Here is a 20709-nt window from a genome sequence, read left to right on the forward strand (position 1 = left end):
CCCCCCCCCCCCCCCCCCCCCCCCTCCCCCCCCCCCCTCCTCCCCCCCCCCCCCCCCCCCCCCCCCCTACGTCGTGGTGACTTCCTCCATCAGCCGCGCCGCGCCTGCCTCAACTCCCGCCACCGCTGGGGCGGGTCGACCGCCGGTACGCGTGCAAGGTGACGTGCTCGGGCTCGCCGGGCCGGGCGGGGGCGGGGGCGGCGGCGCGTTCGGTGACGGCCTGCGCCGGGTGCAGCCCGGTGAGGCAGCGCTGGGCCAGCTTCTGGTACTGGGCCGTCCCGTTGCCCTTCCAGGCGATCTCGTCGGCGGTCAGCTCGCGCACCACCTTGGCCGGGCTGCCGGCGACCAGGTGCCGCTCCGGCACCTGGAAGCGGGATTTGACGAAGCTGCCGGCGCCGACGAAGGCCTGCTCCCCCACGACGACCCCGTCCATCAGCACGGACTTCATGCCGATCAGGCTGTCCCGGCCCACCCGGCAGCCGTGCAGCACACTCCCGTGGCCGACGTGCCCGTCCTCCTCCACGACCGTGTCGGCGCCGGGGAAGCAGTGCAGGACACAGCCGTCCTGGACGTTGGAGCCCGCCCGGAGCGCGATGTGCCCGAAGTCGCCCCGCAGGCTGGCGAGGGGACCGACATAGCACCCGGGTCCGATGTCAACCGATCCGATCAGTACGGCGTCGGGGTGCACGAACGCCGTGGGATGCACGACGGGGACGTTCCCTTCGAAGGAGTAGATCCTTGCCATGTGTCTCTCACCGTTCGTCGATGGTCGTCGGGCCGGTCAGGTCGCCGCGGGCGCCGCGGGCGCCGCGGGCGCGGCCGGGTTTCGGGCCGGTGCCGCGGCCGGGCGCAGGGAGCCGAGGGGGTCGTGCCCGTGGATCCAGGCGAGGTCGTCGGGCAGGCCGGCCAGGCGGGCGTTGCGGGCCTCGGCCTCCGGCCCGTCGGGCAGTTGGAAGCAGCCGGCGTTCTTGCGGGAGCCTGCCTGCAGCAGCCGGGTGCGCGGTCGGCGAAGGCGCTCGTAGGCGCGCAGGGCCGAGGGCACACCACCGGCGTCCGTCCCCGCCAGGAGGTGGGCGAGGACCACCGCGTCCTCCAGGGCCTGGTTGGCTCCCTGTCCGTGGTGCGGCAGCATCGCGTGCGCGGCGTCGCCCAGCAGCGTCGCGTGGCCGGAGCTCCAGACGCGCTGCGGTTCCCGGTCGTACAGCGCCCAGCGGCCCGGGCGTTCGCAGGCTCCGAGGACCCCGGTGACGAACGGGTGCCAGCCGTCGAAGGCGGCCAGCAGTTCCGCGGCGTCGCCCTCCGTGGACCAGGACTCGACGGTCCAGGTGCGGTCGGGCACGACCGCCAGGAAGTTCAGCGCGCTGCCGTCGGCCACCGGGTAGGCGATGAAGTGCCGGCCCGGTCCGAGCCACAGCCACAGGACCGGCTCGGCGAGTTCGGGAAGGTGCCGCAGCCGGTCCATGGGGACCAGGGCGCGGTACCCGCTGGTCCCCGAGAACACCGCCTCGTCGGGACCGAAGAGGCTGTGGCGGACCGCGGAGTGGATGCCGTCCGCCCCGACGACCGCGTCGGCCTCCGCCTCGCTGCCGTCCTGGAAGCGGATCACCGCGCCGCCGGCCGTCTCCTCCACACCGGTGCAGCGCGCGCCGAGGCGGACGTGGTCCGTGCCCAGTTCGGCGAGCAGGGCCTGCTGGACGGCCGCCCGTTCCACGGTCCAGAAGGGGGCGCCGAAGCGTTCCTCGTACATGCCGGTGAAGCGGTGCGACACCATGGACCGGCCGGTGCGCCAGTGCCGGAAGTCGGCGCGTACGGGCTGGGCGGCCGCTGCGGCCAGCCGCTCGGCGACGCCCAGTTCCCGCAGTGCCCGGTGTCCGTTCGCGCCGATGGCGATCCCCGCTCCCAGGTGGGCCAGTTGCCGCGCCTGTTCGTGGACGACCACCTCGACGCCCTGCCGCCGCAGTCCGAGCGCGACGGCCAGGCCGCCGATACCGCCGCCCACCACGGCCACGTACGGGCGTTTCCCGGCCATGGCGTCTCCTCTCCTGTTCGCTGCTGGGGGTCGCCGGCGTGTGCTCACGTCGCCGGTGCGACCTCGGTGAAGGTGCCGCGGTGGAAGACCAGGGGCTCGTGGTCGCGGCCGACGGCGCCCAGGACCCGTCCGACGACGAGGACGTGGTCGCCGAGCGTCTGGGTGAGGTGCAGGGCGCATTCGAGCGTTCCGGGCCCGTCCGGCAGGACCAGGCAGCCGGTGTGCGGCCCGACGGCCCAGTCGGCGGCCTGCTCCACCGGCGGGCGCTGCGCCGCGGGCGTGGTGAGGACGCCGACCAGGGAGCGCGCCCGGTGGCCGAGGAACGACACGGCCCACTGGCCGGACGTCCGCACGCGCCGCAGGAAGGTCGAGTCGTCGCGCAGGTACATCGACACGAGCGGCGGGTCGAGGGAGACCGAGGTGAACGAGTTCACCGCGATGGCGTCGTGGCGTACTCCGGAGCGGGTCTCGAAGCGGGTGGACACCGCGCACACACCGGTCACGAACTGTCCGAGAACGCGCCTGAGATGGGCCTTGTCCGGCAGGACAGGGACCCCGGGCGGGGCGGCGGGTCCGCCCCGGGCGGGGGTACGGCTGGTCACCGCGCGGCCTCGACGGGGGCGGTCGCCCCGGTGTCGGGTGTGCCGGCGCCGACGACGGTGGTGTCCTCGGGGTTGATGAGGTCCGGGACCTTCCAGCCGTTCTCGTCGTACTCCGACAGGCACTGGTCGACGAGCTGCTTGTAGTCGTCGAACTTGCCGGAGGCCTGCTGGGCGTGGAGGGCCTCGAAGCGGATCTGCTCGTGGTTGCCGGCGTAGTTCATCTCGTACAGCTCCCAGCGGGCCCCGAACTCGGTGCCGACCGCGTCCCAGGCCAGCTTCATCAGCTTCACGCGGTCGATCGCCTCCACGCCCAGCCCGCGGACGTACTTGTCCAGGTAGGGCCGGACCTCGGGGTTCGACCAGTCGGCGGCGTGGGAGTTGTTGTAGATCAGCGCGCTGCCCAGGTCCCGCAGGAAGATCTCGCGCACCTTCGGGAAGACCGACGAGGACAGGACGCGGAAGGCCAGCGCGGTCTCGCCGTTGGGGGTGACGGTGCCGTCGGGCCACTTGGTGGGGTTCTCGGCCATGGAGTCGACCAGGGCCCAGAACATGTTGCGGTAGGCGAGGACCTCACCGAGCCGGCTCTGCACGCCGCGGAACTCCGAGGTGCCCGTGGTCTCCAGGCACTTGGCGAGAAGACCGGTCAGGAAGTCCATCTTCACGGCGAAGCGGACGCAGGCGTGGAACATGGCGCGGTAGAAGAAGCCGGACCCGTAGAAGAAGTTGTTCGCCTTGTCCACGTCGTAGCAGAAGACGTTCTCCCACGGGATCAGCACCTCGTCGAAGACGAGGATGCCGTCGTTCTCGTCCAGGCGGCTGCTGAGCGGCTGGTCGAAGGGGCTGCTGACGGTGGCCGAGGCGAACTCGTACGACGGCCGGGAGATGATCTTCAGGCCGGGGCTGTCGGTCGGCACGATGAAGTACGCGGAGAACTCCTTGGCGCCCTTCGGGATGACTCCGTAGCTGCCGATGAAGATGTGCTGCGTGAGCGCCGCGCCGGTGCCGACCACCTTGGCGCCGGACACCACGAGGCCGGCGTCGGTCTCCCGGTCCACCGTCAGCATCACGTCCTTGAGCTCGGTCAGCCCCCGGTTGCGGTCGATCGGCGGGTTGACGATGCCGTGGCCGATGAACAGCACGTTCTCCTGCGCCTTGCGGTACCACGCGGACGCGTTGTCCTCGAACGGCGCGTAGTGCTCCTTGTTCGACCCAAGGGTGGACAGGAACGCGGCCTTGAAGTCCGGCGTGCGGCCCAGCCAGCCGTACGTCATGCGCGCCCACTCCGTCATGGCCCGTGCGGCGGCGCGCAGGTCGCCGGAGGTGTACGGGGCCTTGAAGTAGGGGTGCGTGAAACCGCCGTTCCCGGTGTCGGTGGGGACGACCAGCCTGCTGTTGCGCTCGGGATCGTGGAGCGCGTCGAAGAGCCGGGCGACCATGCGGGAGTTGTTGCGGAAGGCCGCGTGGCTCGTGACGTCCCGCACCTTCTCGCCGTAGATCCTCACGTCCCGGCCGTCCCGGAGGCTCTCGAGGTACTCGTCCCCGGTCTGCGGGCGGGACACGGACCCGGACGGGCTGGCGGTGCTGCTCATGCGGAATCACCTTTCGAGCCGGTGGCGTGGAGAAGTGCGGCGGCGGACCGCGCCCGCCGCCGAGTGCCGACGGCGGTGTGCGCCTGCCGAAATGCTCCAGGAGTGCGACCGGCCCCGACAGTCGGCCGCTGGGGCTAGTACGCGGGTAGTAGATCCGCCCTTCTAGCCACAACGACCCACTGCCGGCGCCCGGTGGACGCGTGACAGGCTGCGCCCACCGCAAGCCCGTGCCGTGCCCTCGGAACAGAAGGCGTTGAGGTTTTCAGCGTGGAATCACTGGAGAAGGACGAGAATGCACTGTCCGAGCCCGCTGCCGAAGCGTGGCGGGCGCTGCCCGCGGCGCAACAGCCCGACTGGCCCGATCCGGCGGCTCTGCGGACGACCTTGTCGGCCCTGTCCACCGCGCCTCCCCTGGTGTTCGGCAGGGAGTGCGACACCCTGCTCGACCGTCTCGGAGAGGTGGCCCTGGGCCAGGCGTTCCTGCTGCAGGGCGGCGACTGCGCGGAGACCCTGGACTCGGTGAGCGCGGAGTCGGTCCGCAACAAGCTGGAGGTCCTTCTCCAGATGGCCGCCGTTCTGACGTACGCGGCCGGTGTCCCGGTGGTGAAGGTCGGCCGGATCGCCGGCCAGTACGCCAAGCCCCGTTCGCAGCCCACCGAGACCCGCGACGGAGTGACGCTGCCCTCGTACCGGGGCGACGCCGTCAACGGGCTGGAGTTCACGGCCGAGGCCCGCACCCCCGACCCGGCCCGGCTGGAGCGCGTCTACCACGCGTCCGCCGCGACGCTCAACCTGCTGCGCGCCTTCACCGCCGGCGGGCACGCGGACCTGCACCGGGTGCACGAGTGGAACCGTGACTTCGTGGCCCTGTCCGCCGCGGAACGCCGCTACGAGCGGCTGGCGGACGAGATCGACGCGGCGCTCGCGTTCATCCGGGCCTGCGGCATGAGCACCTCGACCCTGCGCACCACGGAGGTGTTCGCCAGCCACGAGGCGCTGCTCCTCGACTACGAGTCCACCCTGGTGCGCACGGATCCCGACACGGGGCGGCGGTACGCGCTGTCCGGACACCTGCTGTGGATCGGCGAGCGCACCCGCCAACTCGACGGCGCGCACGTCGCGTTCGCCGCCGGCGTCAGTAATCCCCTCGGCGTCAAGCTGGGGCCCGACGCCGCCGTCGACGACGTGCTGTCCCTGGTGGACCGGCTGGACCCGCGGCGCACCCCGGGCCGGCTGACGTTCATCGCGCGGATGGGGCGGGGCCGGGTGCGCGACCGGCTGCCTGCGCTGGTGGAGGCGGTGCGCTCGGAGGGCGCCCGGGTGGTGTGGGTGTGCGACCCGATGCACGGCAACACCTTCACCGCGCCGAGCGGCCACAAGAGCCGGCGTTTCGAGGACGTCCTGGACGAGATCACGGGCTTCTTCGAGGTGCACCGGGCGCTGGGCACGCATCCCGGCGGGGTGCACGTGGAGCTCACCGGCGAGGACGTCACCGAGTGCGTGGGAGGGAGCAACGCGGTCCTCTCCGGTGATCTGCACCTGCGGTACGAGACGGCGTGCGACCCGCGCCTCAACCGGGGGCAGTCGATGGACCTGGCGTTCCGGGTCGCCGAGTGGTTCAGCGCGGAGAAGCGCCGCCTCGGCCGCCCCCGCGCCGAGCCCGTCCCCGTCCGTGCCGCGAGCGTGCCGGTGTACGCGGCGTCCCTCGGCTGACTCCCCGGCCCGGCCGCTGCCGGGCCCCGAGACGCCCGAGCCCCTGAGACATCCGAGACACCCGAGACGAAGGAGCACTCACCGTGCGGCACTTCGAGCACTTCCGCGTCGGCGGCACCCATGAGCTGGGGGCCACGCGGCTCACGAGCGAGGACATCATGGACTACGCGCGCGCCTGGGACCCGATGCCCTTCCACCTGGATCCCGAGGCTGCGGCCCGCTCCCCCTTCGGCGGCCTGGTGGCCAGCGGCTGGCACACCGGTGCCGTGGTCATGGGGCAGTTCGTCCGCGCGCTGCTCGTGGACTCCGCCTGCCAGGGCTCCTACGGCATGGACGAGGTCCGGTTCCTGCGCCCGGTGCGCCCCGGTGACGAGCTGCGCGGACGGGCCACCGTGGAGGAGGCCGCGCCCCATCCCCGGCGCCCGGACACGGGCACGGTCCGTTTCGTCGTCGAGGCGGACAACCAGCGGGGCGAGCCGGTGTACCGGATGCGGACGCGGCTGCTGTTCGGCCGCGCGGAGTCCAGTGGCACCCGGCACGAGGTCGCGGGCGCACACCGCTGACGCGCCGCACGCCCATGCCCTCCCTCTGCCCCCGACTCCCGTTTCCCCTCGGACCTCCCCCGATCCGGGGGGAGACGGGGCACAAGTCCTCACCGCACAGGCGGATTCCCACCCTTTGACCATACGCACCGTTGCGTCTAGTCTAAATGCGTCGATCTTCCCGGCCGGTCCTCGCCGACCGTGCCGGGACGGGCCCCGCGGCGCGACGAGGAGGACTCGCCATCAACGCCCCACACGACAACCGGCAGTCGGCCGACGCGCCCGCGGCGCGCCCCAGGAGTGGTCCGCGGCGCAGCGAGGCCGCCCGGGTCGCGGTCCTGCGGGCCGCCGACGACCTGCTGATGGACGTCGGCTTCCACGCGATGACGGTGAGCGCGATCGCCGAACGAGCGGGAGTGGCCAAGCAGACCATCTACCGGTGGTGGCGGTCGAAGGTGGCCATCCTCCTCGACGTCCTGGAGGAGGACCTGCACGACAAGGCGTCCTGGCCGGAGCTACCGGACTCCGCGCAGGCCGCCCTGGAGCAGCATGCGACGCACCTGAGCCGGGTCTTCACCCAGTCCCCCACCGGCCACGTCCTGTTCGTGCTCATCGGCCACGCCCTGCACGACCCGACGACCGCCGAGGTCCTGCGCGACCAGGTGCTGGACCGGCAGCGGCAGTACGACCGTGCCCGCGTCCGGCAGGCCCTGGCCTCCCTCCCCCGCGCCGCGGTGAGCCGGAACGAGACGGACCAGCTCCTCGACCTGCTCGTCGGTCCCGCCTTCCACCGGGCCTTCACGACGGGCCAGCCGCTGGACCCGCGGTTCGTCGAGCGCCTGACCGCCACCGTCCTGGCCCGCCGACCCGAGGTCTCGTCGGCCGCCCCCTCCCTCTGAAGGACTGTTCCCCATGTTCCGCACCCGTCGCGCCCGCTACACCGCCACAGTGGAAGCGGTCTCCCTGATCGCCCCGCGCATGGCCCGCATCACCCTGGGAGGGCCCGGCATGTCCGCCTTCCACTGCGACGAACCGACGCAGTGGGTGAAGCTGTTCGTGACCGATCCCCTCGACGGTCGGACGGCCGGCCGCGCCTACACGGTGCGCCACCACTCCCCCGCCGGACCCCGCGTCGACATCGACGTGGTGCTGCACGGCAACGGTCCGGCCGCGCGCTGGGCCGAGACCGCCCGCAAGGGCGAGGAGGTCTCCTTCGGCGGCCCCAAGGGGTCCTTCCGCCCCGCTCCCGACACCGGCTTCTACCTCCTGGCGGGCGACGAGAGCGCCCAGCCCGCGGTCCTCACCATCGCCGAGAACCTGCCACCCGGCATGCGGGGCGCCGTCTACCTGGAGGTGGCGGGCCCCGAGGCGGAGATCGCGGTGAGCCTCCCGGCCGGCCTGGACCTCGTGTGGGTGCACCGGGGCGCGGGCCGGGCCAAGGGCGAGGCACTGCGCGACGCCGTCCTCGAGGCCGCCGTGCCGCCCGAGCGCGTCGCCGCGTGGGCCGCGGGGGAGTCCGGCGCCGTCAGGGACATCCGCCGCCACTTCACGGAAACCCTCGGCCTGGACCGCGGGCGCGCCTACGCGAAGGGCTACTGGAAGCGGGACGAGGCGGACCACCGCGATCCCCTGGCCTCGGACTAACAACGCTTCGTCAGGTCCGGTCTTGCCGTCGGTTCGGGCGCCGATGCGTCAGGCGTCGGCCAGGAGGGGGTCGTACGGGGTGCCCGGGCGACGCCCTGACATGAAGGAGAGGAAGTCGCCCACGAAGGCGCTGCGGCCGTAGGTTCCGTGGGTCGTGGTCAGGTCGCGGTGGAAGGCGGTACGGAAGAGCGCCCGGTACTCGTCCGCGTCGACGGTTCCGTTGCCGTCCTTGTCGGTGGCGTCGAAGAGGACCTCGGCGACGCGGATGAGCGCGGGGCCCGCGAGGGAAGCGACGGCACTGCCGTACTCGTCGGCGCTGACGCGACCGTCACCGTCCGTGTCGAGGGCGGCCTGGAGTTCGCGCCACCAGGCGGCGAAGGCGTCGTAGAGCCGAGTCTCCTCGGGTTCGTCCAGATCGAGTCGGGTGGCCAGCTCGCGTGCCATGGCGGCGAGGTCGGGCCAGTCGAGGTAGCCGTCCCCGGTCTGGTCCAACACCTTGCGGAAGAACTCCGCAGCCGAACGCCGACTGCCTCCCGGGTCCGCCGAAGGTGCCGCATCCGCGTCGGGGGGAAGGTCCTCACTCAGCGGCGTGAGCAGCCGGAGGAGAGCCGATGCGCGCTTCATACGGGAACCAAGAGCGGTCATGGCCCGGGCGCGGGGGTCGTCGCCGCCGGGTGAGAGGGAGAGCGTCTCGATGATGCTCTCGGCGTTGAGCCAGCCCTGTGGCAGGAAGCGGGCCAGTCCGGCGGTGAGATAGGCGCCCTGCATGAGGAGCGCCGCGCCGGGCACCTCCGGCAGCCCGGCCCGGCGCCGGTACGGCTCGGGAAGCGACGCGACGGTGATCGCGCCGAGGAGCGGACCGACGACTGCCCGGCCGGCCGCCCACAGCGTCGGCGCGCCGTCGAACAGCGCCGGAGCGGGCAGGTGATCGAAGAGCCGGTAGAGGATGACGCGGGCCGCCTCGGTGTTCTCCAACTGGTTCTCGACGACGCCGTCGAAGTACCGCCAGAAGTCGTTCAGGTCCTCGGGAAGCTCGGCGGCGTCGCCGTCGAGCGCGGCGAGGAACGTGCGGTACTCGGCGTACATCCGCTCCATCGTGTCCTGGTCGAGCGGCTGGCCGCTCAGCCGGCACATCGTGACCGCGCTCTCGAAGAGGGTGGCGACCACCCAGGCCCGGGTCGCCCGGTCCATCGCGTCGTAGGCGCGGCCGCGGGAATCGGAACCGCTCATCCGGGCGTGCAATCGGTTGAGCCGCGCTGCTTCGCGTTGGCGCACCACCGGGTCGGTGCCGAACATGCGGCGCATGCTGAAGAAGGTGTTGCGCAGCCGGCGCCAGGGATGGGCCACGAAGGTGGAGTTGTCTACGAGGGCAGCGCCGATCTGCGGGTGAGCGGCTTCCAGCACCGTCGCGCGGATCAGGGCCAGCGCCCAGCGCGGGTCGTCGAAGAAGGCGCCGAACTGTGAATCCGGGCCGAACAGGGGAGTCCGGTCGGCCGCATCCGTGGTGACGGTCGTCATGAGGGGTCTCCGTGGGTCCGGGGCGGCACGCCGCCGAAGCGGCGGTCGCGGCGCCGGTAGGTCTGCAGGCAGGCTCGGAAGTCGGGGGCGCGGAAGTCCGGCCAGAGCACCTCGGGGAAGACCCACTCGGCGTAGGCGACGTGCCAGAGCATGAAATTGGAGATGCGCTGCTCGCCGGAGGTGCGGATGACCAGGTCCACATCGGGGGTGTCGGGGAACGGCAGGTGCTCCGCGAAGAGCCGCTCGGTCACCTCGTCGGCGGGCGTCCCGGCGCGGATCAGCGACTTCGCGGCCTCGACGATGTCCCGACGCCCCCCGTGGTCGAAGGCGACGGTCAGCGTCATCCCCCGGTTCTCGGCGGTCAACGTCGTCAGATCCTCGAAGTCCCGGGCCAGCGCGCGCGGAATACGCGGATCGGCGACCCCGAGGAAGCGGCAGCGGACGCCACGGGCCAGCAGCAACGGCGCGTGCTTGCGCACGACCCGGCGCACCAGACGCATCAGGAACTCGACCTCGGGCCCAGGACGCTTCCAGTTCTCGGTGGAGAAGGCATACAGGCTGAGCCACTGGACACCGGCGGCACGGGCTGCCTCGATGATGTCGATGACGGTGGTCTCAGCAGCCCGGTGCCCGTCCGTGCGAGGGAGCGAACGTCGCTGCGCCCAGCGGCCGTTGCCGTCCATCACACAGGCCACATGACGCGGCAGCGCACGCACCGGCCGACCGTCCTGCCGCTCCCCGTCGAGCCCACGGCCGCCGCCCTCCCGCTCCTCCTCCGCCACGCGTTCCCGGGGGACGACGTGGTCCCGCATGCCCGGCCCCGTCTCACCCGGAGCGGCGGAATCGGCCGCACGGTCGTCGGTCACGCCCACCCCCTCACCTCCCCGCCGCGCTCACGCATGCACGGCCCGGGCCTCCTCTGCCAGAGTCTGGCAGCGGGGCAGGGACCGGACCGGCCGTATGACGGCTTGTCACCCGTGAGGCGTACGTTCGGATCTGCGGCTCGTCGTCACCCGGCTGATGCCCCCGCAGGGCGCGACGCCGCTCTCTCCGCGGTTGCCGGGGCGGCCGAGCCGGCGGCCGCCGGCGCTTGACGGCGTTCAAGGCGAGGCCGGGGCGTGGTGCGTACCGGGAAGCCCAGCGCGTTCGCATCGCGCACGCGCGATGACCACCGGCGGGCCCTCACCGTCACCACCGGCTATGGGACAGCCCCGCTCGCTGGACAGCCCCTCCGCCGGGGAGGACGCCCTCCGGCGACGGCCGCCCGACCCGTGTCCGCAGCACGTCCTCTTCCTCAAGGCCGTCAGACACAGCGGATTCCCGGCTCCCGCTCCTCGTTGCGCTGTCCGCCGGTCCGCTCGACCGCGAGGAAGCCGTGCGGCTCGTGTGGCCCCCCGGTCCAGCCGGAGCCGAGATCACTGCCCGCCACGATCGCCACACGAGCTGTCGCCGGCAGTCAGGGGCCGGGAGACGCCCCCCGCATCCGGGCCGTCTCCCCCGGCTCGTCCCCCAACCACGTCACCGCTCGCCCGCGAGGTCGAGATCACCCCTGCTCGTCTCGGCCGCGCCCTCAGCGCGTCGGGGACGGCGCCACGGACGGGCGATCGGACCGGACACCGCCCGCCACCACGCCTCCACCGGCAGCCTTCCCGCCGGCTCGAACGGCTCACCGGGCCGCGGGAACGCCACCGCCTGCCCCACCGCCTCGGCCGCGTCCTTGGTCCACTCCCCCGGCTCCGCCCACGCGTGCGGGGCCAGGTTGAACGTGGCCCAGTGGATCGGCAGCAGCACTCCGGCCGGGCCGCCCTGGAGGTCGAGATGCGCGCGCACGGCCTCCTCGGGCGTCATGTGGATGTCGGGCCAGAACTCGCTGTACGCACCCAGCTGGATCATCGTGGCGTCGAACGGGCCATGGGCCGCGCCGATGTCCCGGAAACCGTCGAAGAAGCCCGTGTCGCCGCTGTGGTAGACGCGGTGCTCGGCTCCGGCGACGGCCCAGGACGCCCAGAGCGTGTGCTGGGTGTTGCGCAGGCCGCGGCCGCAGAAGTGGCGGGCCGGGGTGGCGGTGAGGGTGAGCCCGGCGACCTCCGTGGCCTCGTGCCAGTCCAGCTCGCGCAGCCGGTCGGCGGAGACCCCCCAGCGCTCCAGGTGGGCGCCGACGCCGAGCGGAACGGCGAAGACGGTGTCGGTGCCGGCCAGCGCCTTGATCGTGGGCAGGTCCAGGTGGTCGTAGTGGTCGTGGGAGATCACGACGACGTCGACCGGGCCGAGCGCGGCCAGCGGCAGCGGGACCGGGTGCAGCCGCTTGGGCCCGGCGAAGGCGAACGGGGAGCAGCGCTGCCCCCAGACCGGGTCGAACAGCACCCGCCGGCCGTCGATCTCCGCGAGCACGCTGGAGTGGCCCATCCACGTCAGGCGAAGCCCGGTGACCGCCGGGCGGGCGAGGTCGGCCAGCGTGGTGGCGTGCACCGGGACGGTGCCGGTGGGGGTACGGCGGGCGCGGGCCTCCTTGTCGAAGAAGAACGTCCTGGCGAAGTCCCCCGTCGAGCCGGAGGGGCGGGTGCGGGTCGGACCGCCGGGGTTCTGGAAGACCCCGTCCTTGAAGTGGGGCGATCTGCGGATCCGCGCCATGCGCGCACCGCTCGGGTCCGCGCCGAAGCCCTCGGGCCGCAGCGCACGGAGCCCGGGGCCCGGGGAACGGAAACCGGCCACTGTACCTCCAGGTGGAGTCGTCGGGCGTTCCATTATGGTCCGCCCGTCCGACAAGCGGGTCGGGCGCCGCCCGCCCTGGCCGGAGACCGCCGGTGCGGTACCGCGGACGAGCGTGGGGTTCACGCACCGCGGCGGGCGTCCCCGCACGCGGGGACGAGGGGACGTGGACGCGTCGAGGGGACCGCACTGTGCACGGCGCCGCGCGGGGAGACGGGCGGCGCGGACGGACGTCACAGCCGCGCTGACCGGTCGCGGGCGGGAGCGACCGGTCGCGGGCGGGAGCGGCCGCCGACGGCGCCCGGGAGCGGCACCGGTCGGCGGCGCTCCCGGGCGGGATCGCCGCCGTCAGGCGACGGCGGCGATCCGCATCCTGATGTCGTCGGGCGACAGCGCGCCCTTGGCGGTCACGTGGTCGCCGGAGGACTCCCCGCGCAGTCGTCGCCCGATCCACGGCACCAGATACTCGCGGGCCCACTGGACGTCGTCCTTGCGGACCTCAAGGGTGCCGCGCGGCGGCAGCGGGGGCCAGGGCTGCTCCGGGTCGGCCGGCACCCGCAGGCCGAGGGCCTGCCCGGCGCGCAGCGCCACGCGCGTGTGGCCCTCGGGGGACAGATGGAGCCGGTCGTCGTCCCAGGCCCGGCGGTCCTGCACGGACCTCAGCGACCACAGGTCGAGCACCGGACAGCCGTACCGGTCGGCGATGGCGCGCACATGCCCGTTGTAGGTCGCGATCTTGCCGCGCAGGTGCTTGAGCACCGGGACGCCGCGGGTGTCGAAGCCGGTGGTCACCAGTACCTTGCCTGCCGTCCCGGTCAGCGCCGCCACGGCGCGTTCGAACCGCTCGGCGACCTCGTCGGGGTCGGTGCCGGGGCGGATGATGTCGTTTCCACCCGCGCAGAACGACACCAGGTCCGGGGCCAGTTCGACGGCGCGCGGGAGCTGGTCCGCCATGATCTGGTCGAGCAGTTTCCCGCGGACGGCGAGGTTGGTGTAGCGGAAGTCGCCCTCGGGCCGCCGGTCGGCGAGGAGCACCGCGAGCCGGTCGGCCCAGCCGACGAACGCTCCGTCGGGGCCGGGGTCGCCGACGCCCTCGGTGAAGCTGTCCCCCACCGCCACGTACGACCCGATCACTGATCTGCTGTCACTCTTCGAATCGTCTGCCACAGCAGTTCATGATTCACCGTGGAATGTGACCTACGCGACCGTAGGCAGGGATTGACGGACGGTGAGATAAGCCACGTCCCAATACTTCGTCAAGCGGGGAATACCGAGGCCGGAACCCGGCCCCGGGTACACCGAAGGCCGGACCCAGGGGATCGGGGTCCGGCCTTCGGCAGCGGGGGTCAGCCGACGGAGACGCCGTGCGAGCGCAGGTAGGCGACGGGGTCGATGTCCGAGCCGTAGTTCGGCGTGGTGCGGATCTCGAAGTGCAGGTGCGGGCCGGTCACGTTGCCGGTCGCGCCCGACAGGCCGACCTGCTGGCCGGCGCTCACCGACTGCCCGGCCGAGACGGACAGCGAGGAGAGGTGGGCGTACTGGGCGTAATAGCCGTCGGCGAGCCGGATGACGACCTGGTTGCCGTACGCGCCGCCCCAGCCCGCGGAGACGACCGTGCCCGCGCCGACGGCCTTGAGGGAGGTACCGGTCGGGACGACGAAGTCGACACCGGTGTGGTAGCCGCTGGACCACATGCTGCCGGCGGTGCGGTACGCGGTGCCGACGGTGGCGCCGGAGACGGGTGCGGAGAACCCGCCGGCGGACGTGGCGGCCTGCGTCGTGGTCGACGCCTTGGCGGACGCCGCCGACTCGGAGGGCTTCGAGGACTTCGACGCGGTGCTCTTCGACGACTTCGAGGCGGTGGTCTTCGACGACTTCGACGCCTTCTTGGGGGCGGTCTTCGCCGGCTTCTTCGCGGCGCCGTCCGTCGACGCGGCCTTCTTGCCGATCGACAGCTTCAGGCCGGGGTGGATCAGCGACGGGTCGTCGCCGACGGCCTCGCGGTTGTCGCGGTAGAGCCGCTGCCAGCCGCCGCTGACCCGCTGCTCGTTCGCGATCTTGGAAAGGTAGTCACCGGAGCGGACGGTGTAGATCCGCGCGGCGGCCTTCTTCTCCGCGCCCTTCTCGGCGGCGGTCTGCTGGGCGGCGGCCTTCTGCGCGACCGGCACGGCCGTGACGGCCTTCTCGGCGACCGAGGCGACCGACTCGTTCGTCGCCGCGTGGGCGCCGGTCGCGCCGAACAGCGGAAGGGCGAGAGCCGCGCCGCCGGTTCCGGCGACGGCGAGGGAACGGGTGAGGCGCTGGGCCTTCGGACGGCGGTGCTTACCCTTCGCGGGCATGGCGAATTCCTCTCCGGCGCCTGCGAGGTGAGCTGTCGGGTGCGGGCTGGAGATGCCCGGCCGCGCCGAGGGCGCTGCTTTACCCCTAGCCGTTCCGGGAACCGGAACAGGCGGTGAAACCTGTGGGTCCCCCGCTCCTGCCGTACACGGGTGGGTGGGTGCGGGCTCCGGGCGGCGGCAGGATTAGGCGTCCGTCCGGATCGGTGGTGAACGTAAGCGACCACGACGTGCGGAAACAAGCAGAGGTTGCACCGACGGTGCCTTTCCTTCGCGTTCCGGAGGGAATTCCCCGTCACCCTGCGTGCAACAAAGCGACGGCCATTCCGATGAATCACCTTGAAAGAGAACTGCATTACGTGGACATGACGCGCAACACTCGGTCACCGGTATGACGATGCTCACGTGACGCGGCTCCAGCTTTCGCTCCTGCACGACGAGTTGGAGCGAAAGAAGCTATAAAGTGTTAATTAGGACAGAGCACTCAGATGCGACGCAGCAGGACAACCACCACTTCGAAGTCACCCGCAGCCCGGTCCGCAGACTGGGACGCGACAGCACCTCTCGGCGCATTTCACCCATTTCGCGGCATTCGCACGACGCCGTGGAGTGCGGCCCGCACAGCCGGACCGCCGGAGCGGGTTCGCCGTGTCGCTGCGACCGGAGCCAGTGAAGCGACTTACCGTCCCCGGTCAGCCGCAGGGCGTAACCACGCGTGGACCGCGAGAGCAGCGCCGTCCGGCCGTCTTCCGCGATCTGGCGGAGCGCTCGGGCACCGGCCTGTGGACAACTCCTGACGCCGCCATGACGCCTCCGCACGCCTGTGGACAACCCGTTGCCCCAGGCGAGCGATGCCGTAAGGTCGAGAGCGTCCCGTCGGCCCACCCGTGAGCCGCGCCGACCGGGAGCGACAGGGAGGGAGCCCCCGTGACGCAGCAGATCCCGTCGACCGAGCACCGACTGGCAGGCGTACGCAACTTCCGTGACGTGGGCGGGCTGCCGACCGCGGACGGTCGGCGGGTGCGGCACGGCGTACTGTTCCGCAGCGGCCACCTGGCGCACGCGACCGACGAGGACGCGGCGTTCCTGGGCAAGCTGGGTCTGCACACCGTCTTCGACTTCCGCAACGCGGCGGACCAGAAGCTGGAGGGCCCGGACGTCGAACTGCCGGGCGTGCGCAATGTGAACCTGCCGCTGTCGGACCCGGCCGACGGCGCGGAGTTCTGGAAGATGGTCCGCGACGGGGACATCGAGCAACTGCGCGGCATCCTGGGCGACGGCAAGGCGGCCGACCGGATGATCGTGTCGTACCGCACGATCATCAAGGAGCGTACGGGCGAGCACGCGCGGGTGCTGCACGCGCTGGCGCAGGACAGCGTCCCGGCGCTGATGCACTGTGCAGCGGGCAAGGACCGCGCGGGGCTGTCGGTGGCCGTCACCCTGCTGGCGGTGAACGTCGAGCGGGAGGCGATCCTCGCCGACTACCTGGAGTCCAACGCCAAGCACCGCCGCTACAAGGTGCACCGCAGCGGCAGCGCCGCGGGCGCCTACTCGCCCGAGGTCATGGAGCTGCTCTCGCCCCTCTTCGACGCCCGCGCCGAGTACCTGACGGCGGCCTTCGAGACCATCGAGGAGACCTGGGGCGGGGTCGACGCCTATCTGGAGCGCGGCCTCGGTGTCACCGACGAGACGCGCGAGCGCCTGCGCGAGCGGCTGCTGGACTGAGCCGCCGGCCCGCTCACCCGTCGGCGCCGACCGTGAAGAGCAGCCAGATGAAGGCGGCGAAGAGGTGCCCCACCGCGATGTAGATGATCAGCCGGATCCACAGGGTCCGGGGGAACTTCTCCTCCAGGTCGCTCATGGCGTCTCTCCATGGGTGGGGCCGAGGCACAGGGCGGCCGTCGGACTCTGCAGCAGGGTGTGGACGAACAGCAGCTCCACACCGTCCGCGTCCTGGGCGGCGATGCGGTGCGGGGTCAGGGAGTCGAAGTGCGCGCTGTCTCCGGGCGCGAGCCGGTGGGCGGTGTCCCCGAGACGCAGCAGGAGGCGGCCCGTGAGGACGTACAACCACTCCTCGCCGGGGTGCACGCGCACGATGTCGCCCTGCGTTCCGTGCGGCACCCGCACCCGCAGGGCCTGCATGCCGCGTCCGGGCGCGCCGGCCTGCCAGTACGTCCACCCTCCGGCGGCGGTGGGTTCCATGTCGCCTGCGCGTACGACGGCGTCCCGGTCGGCGACCGTCTCGCCGAGCAGTTCCGAGACGGTCGTGCCGTAGACGCGGGCCAGGGCCAGCAGCATCGGCAGCGACGGCTGGCGCCGCCCGGTCTCCAGCCGGGACAGGTGCGCGGGCGACAGTCCGGCGGCGCCCGCCGCGGCCTCCAGCGTGAGGCCGGCGCGGCGGCGCAAGGCGCGCAGGTGCGGCGCCACGACGGGCAGGGCGCCCCCGGATGTGTCCGGGAGCCCCGTCTCGGAGGAACTCATGGCTCCATTCAGCCGGACCCTTGCCTGCGGGGCAAATTTCTTGCCTCAGAGGCAAAAGAGTGGCGGGACCCCGGCATCGCTCCGCCGGGCGTCGGCGCGCGGCCCGGACGGGTCAGCGCTGGGCGACCGCCTGCTTGATCAGTGTCCTGCCGAAGTCCCAGATCAGTCCACCGCCGCTGTGGGCGTCGTCCATCACCTCGGTGAAGGCGGTGACGAACCGGTCCACCTCCTCCTCGCCGATGACCAGCGGCGGAATCAGTTTGATGACCTCCAGATGGTCGCCGGAGACCTGGGTGAGGATCCGGTGCCGCTGCAGCAGCGGTACGACGACCATCTGCGCGAACAGGCCCTTGCGGGCTGCCTGGAGCATCGCCCAGCGGCTGCGCAGCTTCAGGGAGCGGGGCCTGCCGAACTCAATGCCGATCATCAGCCCCCGACCACGCACGTCGGCGAGCAGTTCGTACTTCTCGGTCAGGGCCGCGAGCCGGGACTTCAACAGCTCGCCGGTGGCGCGGACCTTGGCGACGATCTGCTCCTCCTCCATCACCGTCAGCACCGCGAGGCCCGCCGCCATGGCCTGCGCGTTGGCGCCGAAGCTCGCCGAGTGGACCAGCACGCGGTCCATGGACGAGTAGACCTTCTTGAAGATCCAGTCCTTGCCGAGGGTCGCGCCCACCGGCACGTAGCCGCCGGAGAGGGCCTTGGCCACGCACACCAGGTCCGGCTCCACCCCTTCCTCGTGCTGGTGGGCGTAGAAGTCGCCGGTGCGGCCGAGCCCGGTCTGCACCTCGTCGGCGATCAGCAGCGCCTTGTGCCGGTGGAGCAGTTCCTGCGCGGCGCGCAGATAGCCGGGCGGTGCCTCGTGCACGCCCTTGCCCTGGATCGGCTCCACGATCAGCGCGGCGACGTCGCCCTTGCGCACCTCGGCGGCCAGCGCGTCGAGATCGCCGAGCGGTACGGCGGTGTCGGGCAGCAGGGGCGCGAAGCCGTCCCGGAAGCCGGATTCGCCGTTGACGGACAGCGACCCGGTGGTCAGGCCGTGGAAGGCGTGGTCGCAGTAGAGGATCCTCGGCCTCCCGGTGGCATATCGGGCGAACTTCAGCGCCGTCTCCACCGCCTCCGTGCCGCTGTTGGCGAAGAAGACCCGGTCCAGGTGCGGGCTGTGGGCGAGCAGCTTCTCGGCGAGCAGCCCGGGCAGCGGCTGGCAGTCGAAGCGGGTGAGATCGGCGAGGTTCAGGTCCAGCACGTCGTGCAGCGCCTTGCGCACCACCGGATGGTGCCGGCCGAGCCCCATCACCCCGAACCCGGCGAGCATGTCGAGGTAGTCGTCACCGTCGGCGTCCCAGAAGTAGGCGCCCTCGGCCCGCTCGTACACCTTGTCGAAGCCGATGGTGTGCAGCATGCGCGGCAGTTGGTGGTTGAGGTACCTGCCGTGCAGCTCGTACCGCTCGCCGCTCCGCTCGGCCAGCAACGCGCCCAGATCGAACTCGCCGGTCATTCCCGCTCCTTGACAGAACTGTCGGCATCGACGCCCTTCAGTGCGGCGGGGAACCGCGCGACGCGCTCCGACGGCGCCCCGGACGGCGGGCGGTCTTCCGCGGCACCGCCGATCCCCTCCTCGGCGTCCCGCACCGCGAGGCTCGCGCTGATGCGTCCGGCGATCTCCACCGGCGTGAGCCCGATGTCGGCCAGCACCTCGCTCCGTTTGGCGTGCGCGAGGAACTGCTCCGGGATCCCGAACCGGCGCACCGGTACGTCGACGTCCGCGTCGCCGAGCGCGAGTGCCACGGCCGAGCCGACACCGGCCGCCCGGCTGTTGTCCTCCACGACCGCCACCAGGCGGTGCGTGGCGGCGAGGACGGGCAGCTCCGGGTCGACGGGCTTGACCCAGCGCGGGTCGACGACCGTGCAGCCGATGCCGCGGACCCGGAGCAGTTCGGCGGCGCGGAGGCAGACCGGTGCCATGACGCCGACGGCGACCAGCAGCACCTCCGGACGGTCCGCGCGGTGCAGGACGTCCATCCCGCCGAGGCGGTCGACGGCCGGCACGGGCGGGCCCGCCGACTCCTTGGGGAAGCGCACCAGCGTGGGCGCGTCGTCGACGGCGACCGCCTCCCGCAACTGCAGCCGCAACTGGTCGGCGTCACGCGGAGCGGCGATCCTCAGGCCCGGCACGACCTGCAGCACGGACAGGTCCCACATGCCGTTGTGGGAGGGTCCGTCGGTGCCGGTCACCCCGGCCCGGTCCAGGACGAACGTCACCCCGCAGCGGTGCAGGGCCACGTCCATCAGCAGCTGGTCGAAGGCCCGGTTGAGGAAGGTGGCGTAGACGGCGACCACGGGGTGGAGCCCGCCGGTGGCCAGTCCGGCGGCGCTGACGGCGGCGTGCTGCTCGGCAATGCCGACGTCCCAGACCCGGTCCGGGAAGCGCGCGGCGAACTTGCCCAGGCCGACCGGGTGCAGCATCGCCGCGGTGATCGCCACCACGTCCTCGCGCTCCTCGCCGATCCGGACCATCTCCTCGCCGAACACGGAGGTCCAGGACGGTCCGCCGGCGGGTGCGAGGGGTTCGCAGGTCAGCGGGTCCATCGCGCCGACGGTGTGGAAGTGGTCCTCCTCGTGGGCGAGGGCGGGCTCGTAGCCGCGGCCCTTCTCGGTGAGGCAGTGCACGAGCACCGGACCGTGGAATCGCTTGGCGCGGCGCAGCGCGGACTCCACGGCCAGGACGTCGTGGCCGTCGATGGGGCCGACATACTTCAGCCCGAGGTCCTCGAACATGCCCTGGGGTGCGAAGGCGTCCTTGAAGCCCTTCTTCGCTCCGTGCAGGGACTCGTAGATCGTGCCGCCGACGAGGGGGGTGCGCAGCAGCACGTCTTTTCCCCAGGCGAGGACCTTCTCGTACCCGTCGGTGGTGCGCAGGGTCGCCAGGTGGTCGGCCAGGCCGCCTATCGTGGGCGCGTAGGAGCGTTCGTTGTCGTTGACGACGATGATCAGCGGCCGGTCCTTGGCGGCCGCGATGTTGTTCAGCGCCTCCCAGGCCATGCCGCCGGTGAGCGCACCGTCCCCGGTGACCGCGACGACGTGGCCTTTCTCGCCCTGCACCCGGCGGGCCTTGGCGAGACCGTCGGCCCAGCCGAGGGCGGTGGAGGCGTGGCTGTTCTCGATGACGTCGTGCACGGACTCCTCGCGGGAGGGGTAGCCGGACAGACCGCCCTTGCCGCGCAGCTTGGAGAAATCCTGACGCCCTGTCAGCAGCTTGTGCACATAGCTCTGGTGACCGGTGTCCCACAGGATCCGGTCGACCGGCGACTCGAAGACCCGGTGGAGCGCGATGGTCAGTTCCACCACCCCCAGATTGGGCCCGAGGTGACCGCCGGTCCTGGCCACCGCGTGGACCAGGAACTCCCTGATCTCCTCGGACAGTTCGCGCAGTTCCGCCTCGGCAAGCGCCTTCAGGTCGCGTGGTCCCCGGATGGTCTCCAGAATGGTCACGCTCGGGCCCCCTCTCGGTCCGTGCCTTTCGTGCCTCTTCCTCAGCTCACTTCG

Annotated in this window: 19 protein-coding genes and 1 riboswitch; of the genes, 5 read left to right on the forward strand and 14 right to left on the reverse strand. The window is 72.1% G+C overall.

Translation table 11 applies throughout. The features are described 5' to 3' along the window. Positions 1-109: 109 nt before the first annotated feature. The 4 genes from AC3ET3_RS34725 to AC3ET3_RS34740 form a co-directional block, all read right to left on the reverse strand. On the reverse strand, positions 110-745 hold the full coding sequence (locus tag AC3ET3_RS34725; protein ID WP_432139926.1) for a gamma carbonic anhydrase family protein: 636 nt from the start codon (positions 743-745) through the stop codon (positions 110-112). 36 nt (positions 746-781) lie between these two features. Next, complete coding sequence (locus AC3ET3_RS34730; protein WP_435613593.1) at positions 782-2029, reverse strand: FAD-dependent monooxygenase; 1248 nt, start codon at positions 2027-2029, stop codon at positions 782-784. A gap of 44 nt (positions 2030-2073) precedes the next feature. Next, positions 2074-2532 carry a flavin reductase family protein gene (locus tag AC3ET3_RS34735; protein WP_488191848.1) on the reverse strand — a complete coding sequence of 153 codons (459 nt, stop codon included), beginning with the start codon at positions 2530-2532 and terminating at the stop codon, positions 2074-2076. Positions 2533-2627: 95 nt separating this feature from the next. After that, positions 2628-4220, reverse strand: coding sequence for a 4-hydroxyphenylacetate 3-hydroxylase family protein (locus AC3ET3_RS34740; RefSeq protein WP_432139929.1), 1593 nt, complete (start codon positions 4218-4220; stop codon positions 2628-2630). 267 nt (positions 4221-4487) lie between these two features. Between AC3ET3_RS34740 and AC3ET3_RS34745 the strand changes: the two genes are divergently transcribed. From AC3ET3_RS34745 to AC3ET3_RS34760, 4 genes are all read left to right on the forward strand, one after another. Next, entirely contained in the window at positions 4488-5933 is a 1446-nt protein-coding gene (locus AC3ET3_RS34745) for a class II 3-deoxy-7-phosphoheptulonate synthase (protein WP_435613594.1), read from the forward strand. Positions 5934-6016: 83 nt separating this feature from the next. Continuing rightward, the gene (locus AC3ET3_RS34750) at positions 6017-6496 is read left to right on the forward strand and encodes a MaoC family dehydratase (RefSeq protein WP_432139931.1); all 480 of its coding nucleotides are present in this window, start codon (positions 6017-6019) and stop codon (positions 6494-6496) included. A 146-nt stretch (positions 6497-6642) separates the two neighbouring features. Beyond that, positions 6643-7374 (forward strand): TetR/AcrR family transcriptional regulator, encoded by a 732-nt coding sequence (locus AC3ET3_RS34755; RefSeq protein WP_435613595.1) that lies wholly within the window; start codon positions 6643-6645, stop codon positions 7372-7374. Between the two features lie 13 nt (positions 7375-7387). After that, entirely contained in the window at positions 7388-8119 is a 732-nt protein-coding gene (locus AC3ET3_RS34760) for a siderophore-interacting protein (protein ID WP_432139933.1), read from the forward strand. 48 nt (positions 8120-8167) lie between these two features. On the opposite strand, the gene AC3ET3_RS34765 is transcribed toward AC3ET3_RS34760, so the two are convergent. From AC3ET3_RS34765 to AC3ET3_RS34790, 6 genes are all read right to left on the reverse strand, one after another. Further along, positions 8168-9637, reverse strand: a complete 1470-nt coding sequence (locus AC3ET3_RS34765) for an oxygenase MpaB family protein (RefSeq protein WP_432139934.1) — start codon at positions 9635-9637, stop codon at positions 8168-8170. After that, positions 9634-10353 (reverse strand): polyprenyl diphosphate synthase, encoded by a 720-nt coding sequence (gene uppS / locus AC3ET3_RS34770; protein WP_432139943.1) that lies wholly within the window; start codon positions 10351-10353, stop codon positions 9634-9636. Before uppS ends, AC3ET3_RS34765 begins: the two co-directional genes overlap by 4 nt. Positions 10354-10940: 587 nt before the next feature. Next, positions 10941-11066, reverse strand: coding sequence for a hypothetical protein (locus tag AC3ET3_RS34775; protein WP_432139935.1), 126 nt, complete (start codon positions 11064-11066; stop codon positions 10941-10943). Between the two features lie 89 nt (positions 11067-11155). Beyond that, complete coding sequence (locus AC3ET3_RS34780; RefSeq protein WP_432139936.1) at positions 11156-12349, reverse strand: MBL fold metallo-hydrolase; 1194 nt, start codon at positions 12347-12349, stop codon at positions 11156-11158. A gap of 345 nt (positions 12350-12694) precedes the next feature. After that, positions 12695-13480, reverse strand: coding sequence for an SGNH/GDSL hydrolase family protein (locus AC3ET3_RS34785; protein ID WP_432139944.1), 786 nt, complete (start codon positions 13478-13480; stop codon positions 12695-12697). 212 nt (positions 13481-13692) lie between these two features. Then, positions 13693-14685, reverse strand: coding sequence for a M23 family metallopeptidase (locus tag AC3ET3_RS34790; protein WP_432139937.1), 993 nt, complete (start codon positions 14683-14685; stop codon positions 13693-13695). Positions 14686-14689: 4 nt separating this feature from the next. Beyond that, positions 14690-14852, reverse strand: a riboswitch (cyclic di-AMP (ydaO/yuaA leader). 757 nt (positions 14853-15609) lie between these two features. Between AC3ET3_RS34790 and AC3ET3_RS34795 the strand changes: the two genes are divergently transcribed. After that, positions 15610-16407 (forward strand): tyrosine-protein phosphatase, encoded by a 798-nt coding sequence (locus AC3ET3_RS34795; RefSeq protein WP_435613596.1) that lies wholly within the window; start codon positions 15610-15612, stop codon positions 16405-16407. Positions 16408-16420: 13 nt separating this feature from the next. Here AC3ET3_RS34795 and AC3ET3_RS34800 read toward each other — a convergent pair whose 3' ends face one another. The 4 genes from AC3ET3_RS34800 to dxs form a co-directional block, all read right to left on the reverse strand. Beyond that, positions 16421-16543 (reverse strand): DUF6126 family protein, encoded by a 123-nt coding sequence (locus AC3ET3_RS34800; protein ID WP_432139939.1) that lies wholly within the window; start codon positions 16541-16543, stop codon positions 16421-16423. After that, entirely contained in the window at positions 16540-17163 is a 624-nt protein-coding gene (locus AC3ET3_RS34805) for a helix-turn-helix domain-containing protein (RefSeq protein ID WP_432139940.1), read from the reverse strand. Before AC3ET3_RS34805 ends, AC3ET3_RS34800 begins: the two co-directional genes overlap by 4 nt. Before the next feature lie 112 nt (positions 17164-17275). After that, positions 17276-18661, reverse strand: coding sequence for an aspartate aminotransferase family protein (locus tag AC3ET3_RS34810; RefSeq protein ID WP_435613597.1), 1386 nt, complete (start codon positions 18659-18661; stop codon positions 17276-17278). Then, positions 18658-20655 carry a 1-deoxy-D-xylulose-5-phosphate synthase gene (gene dxs, locus AC3ET3_RS34815; RefSeq protein WP_432139942.1) on the reverse strand — a complete coding sequence of 666 codons (1998 nt, stop codon included), beginning with the start codon at positions 20653-20655 and terminating at the stop codon, positions 18658-18660. The genes AC3ET3_RS34810 and dxs overlap by 4 nt, the downstream gene beginning before the upstream one ends. Positions 20656-20709: the final 54 nt, after the last annotated feature.

The sequence above is a fragment of the Streptomyces sp. bgisy159 genome (genome assembly GCF_057707805.1).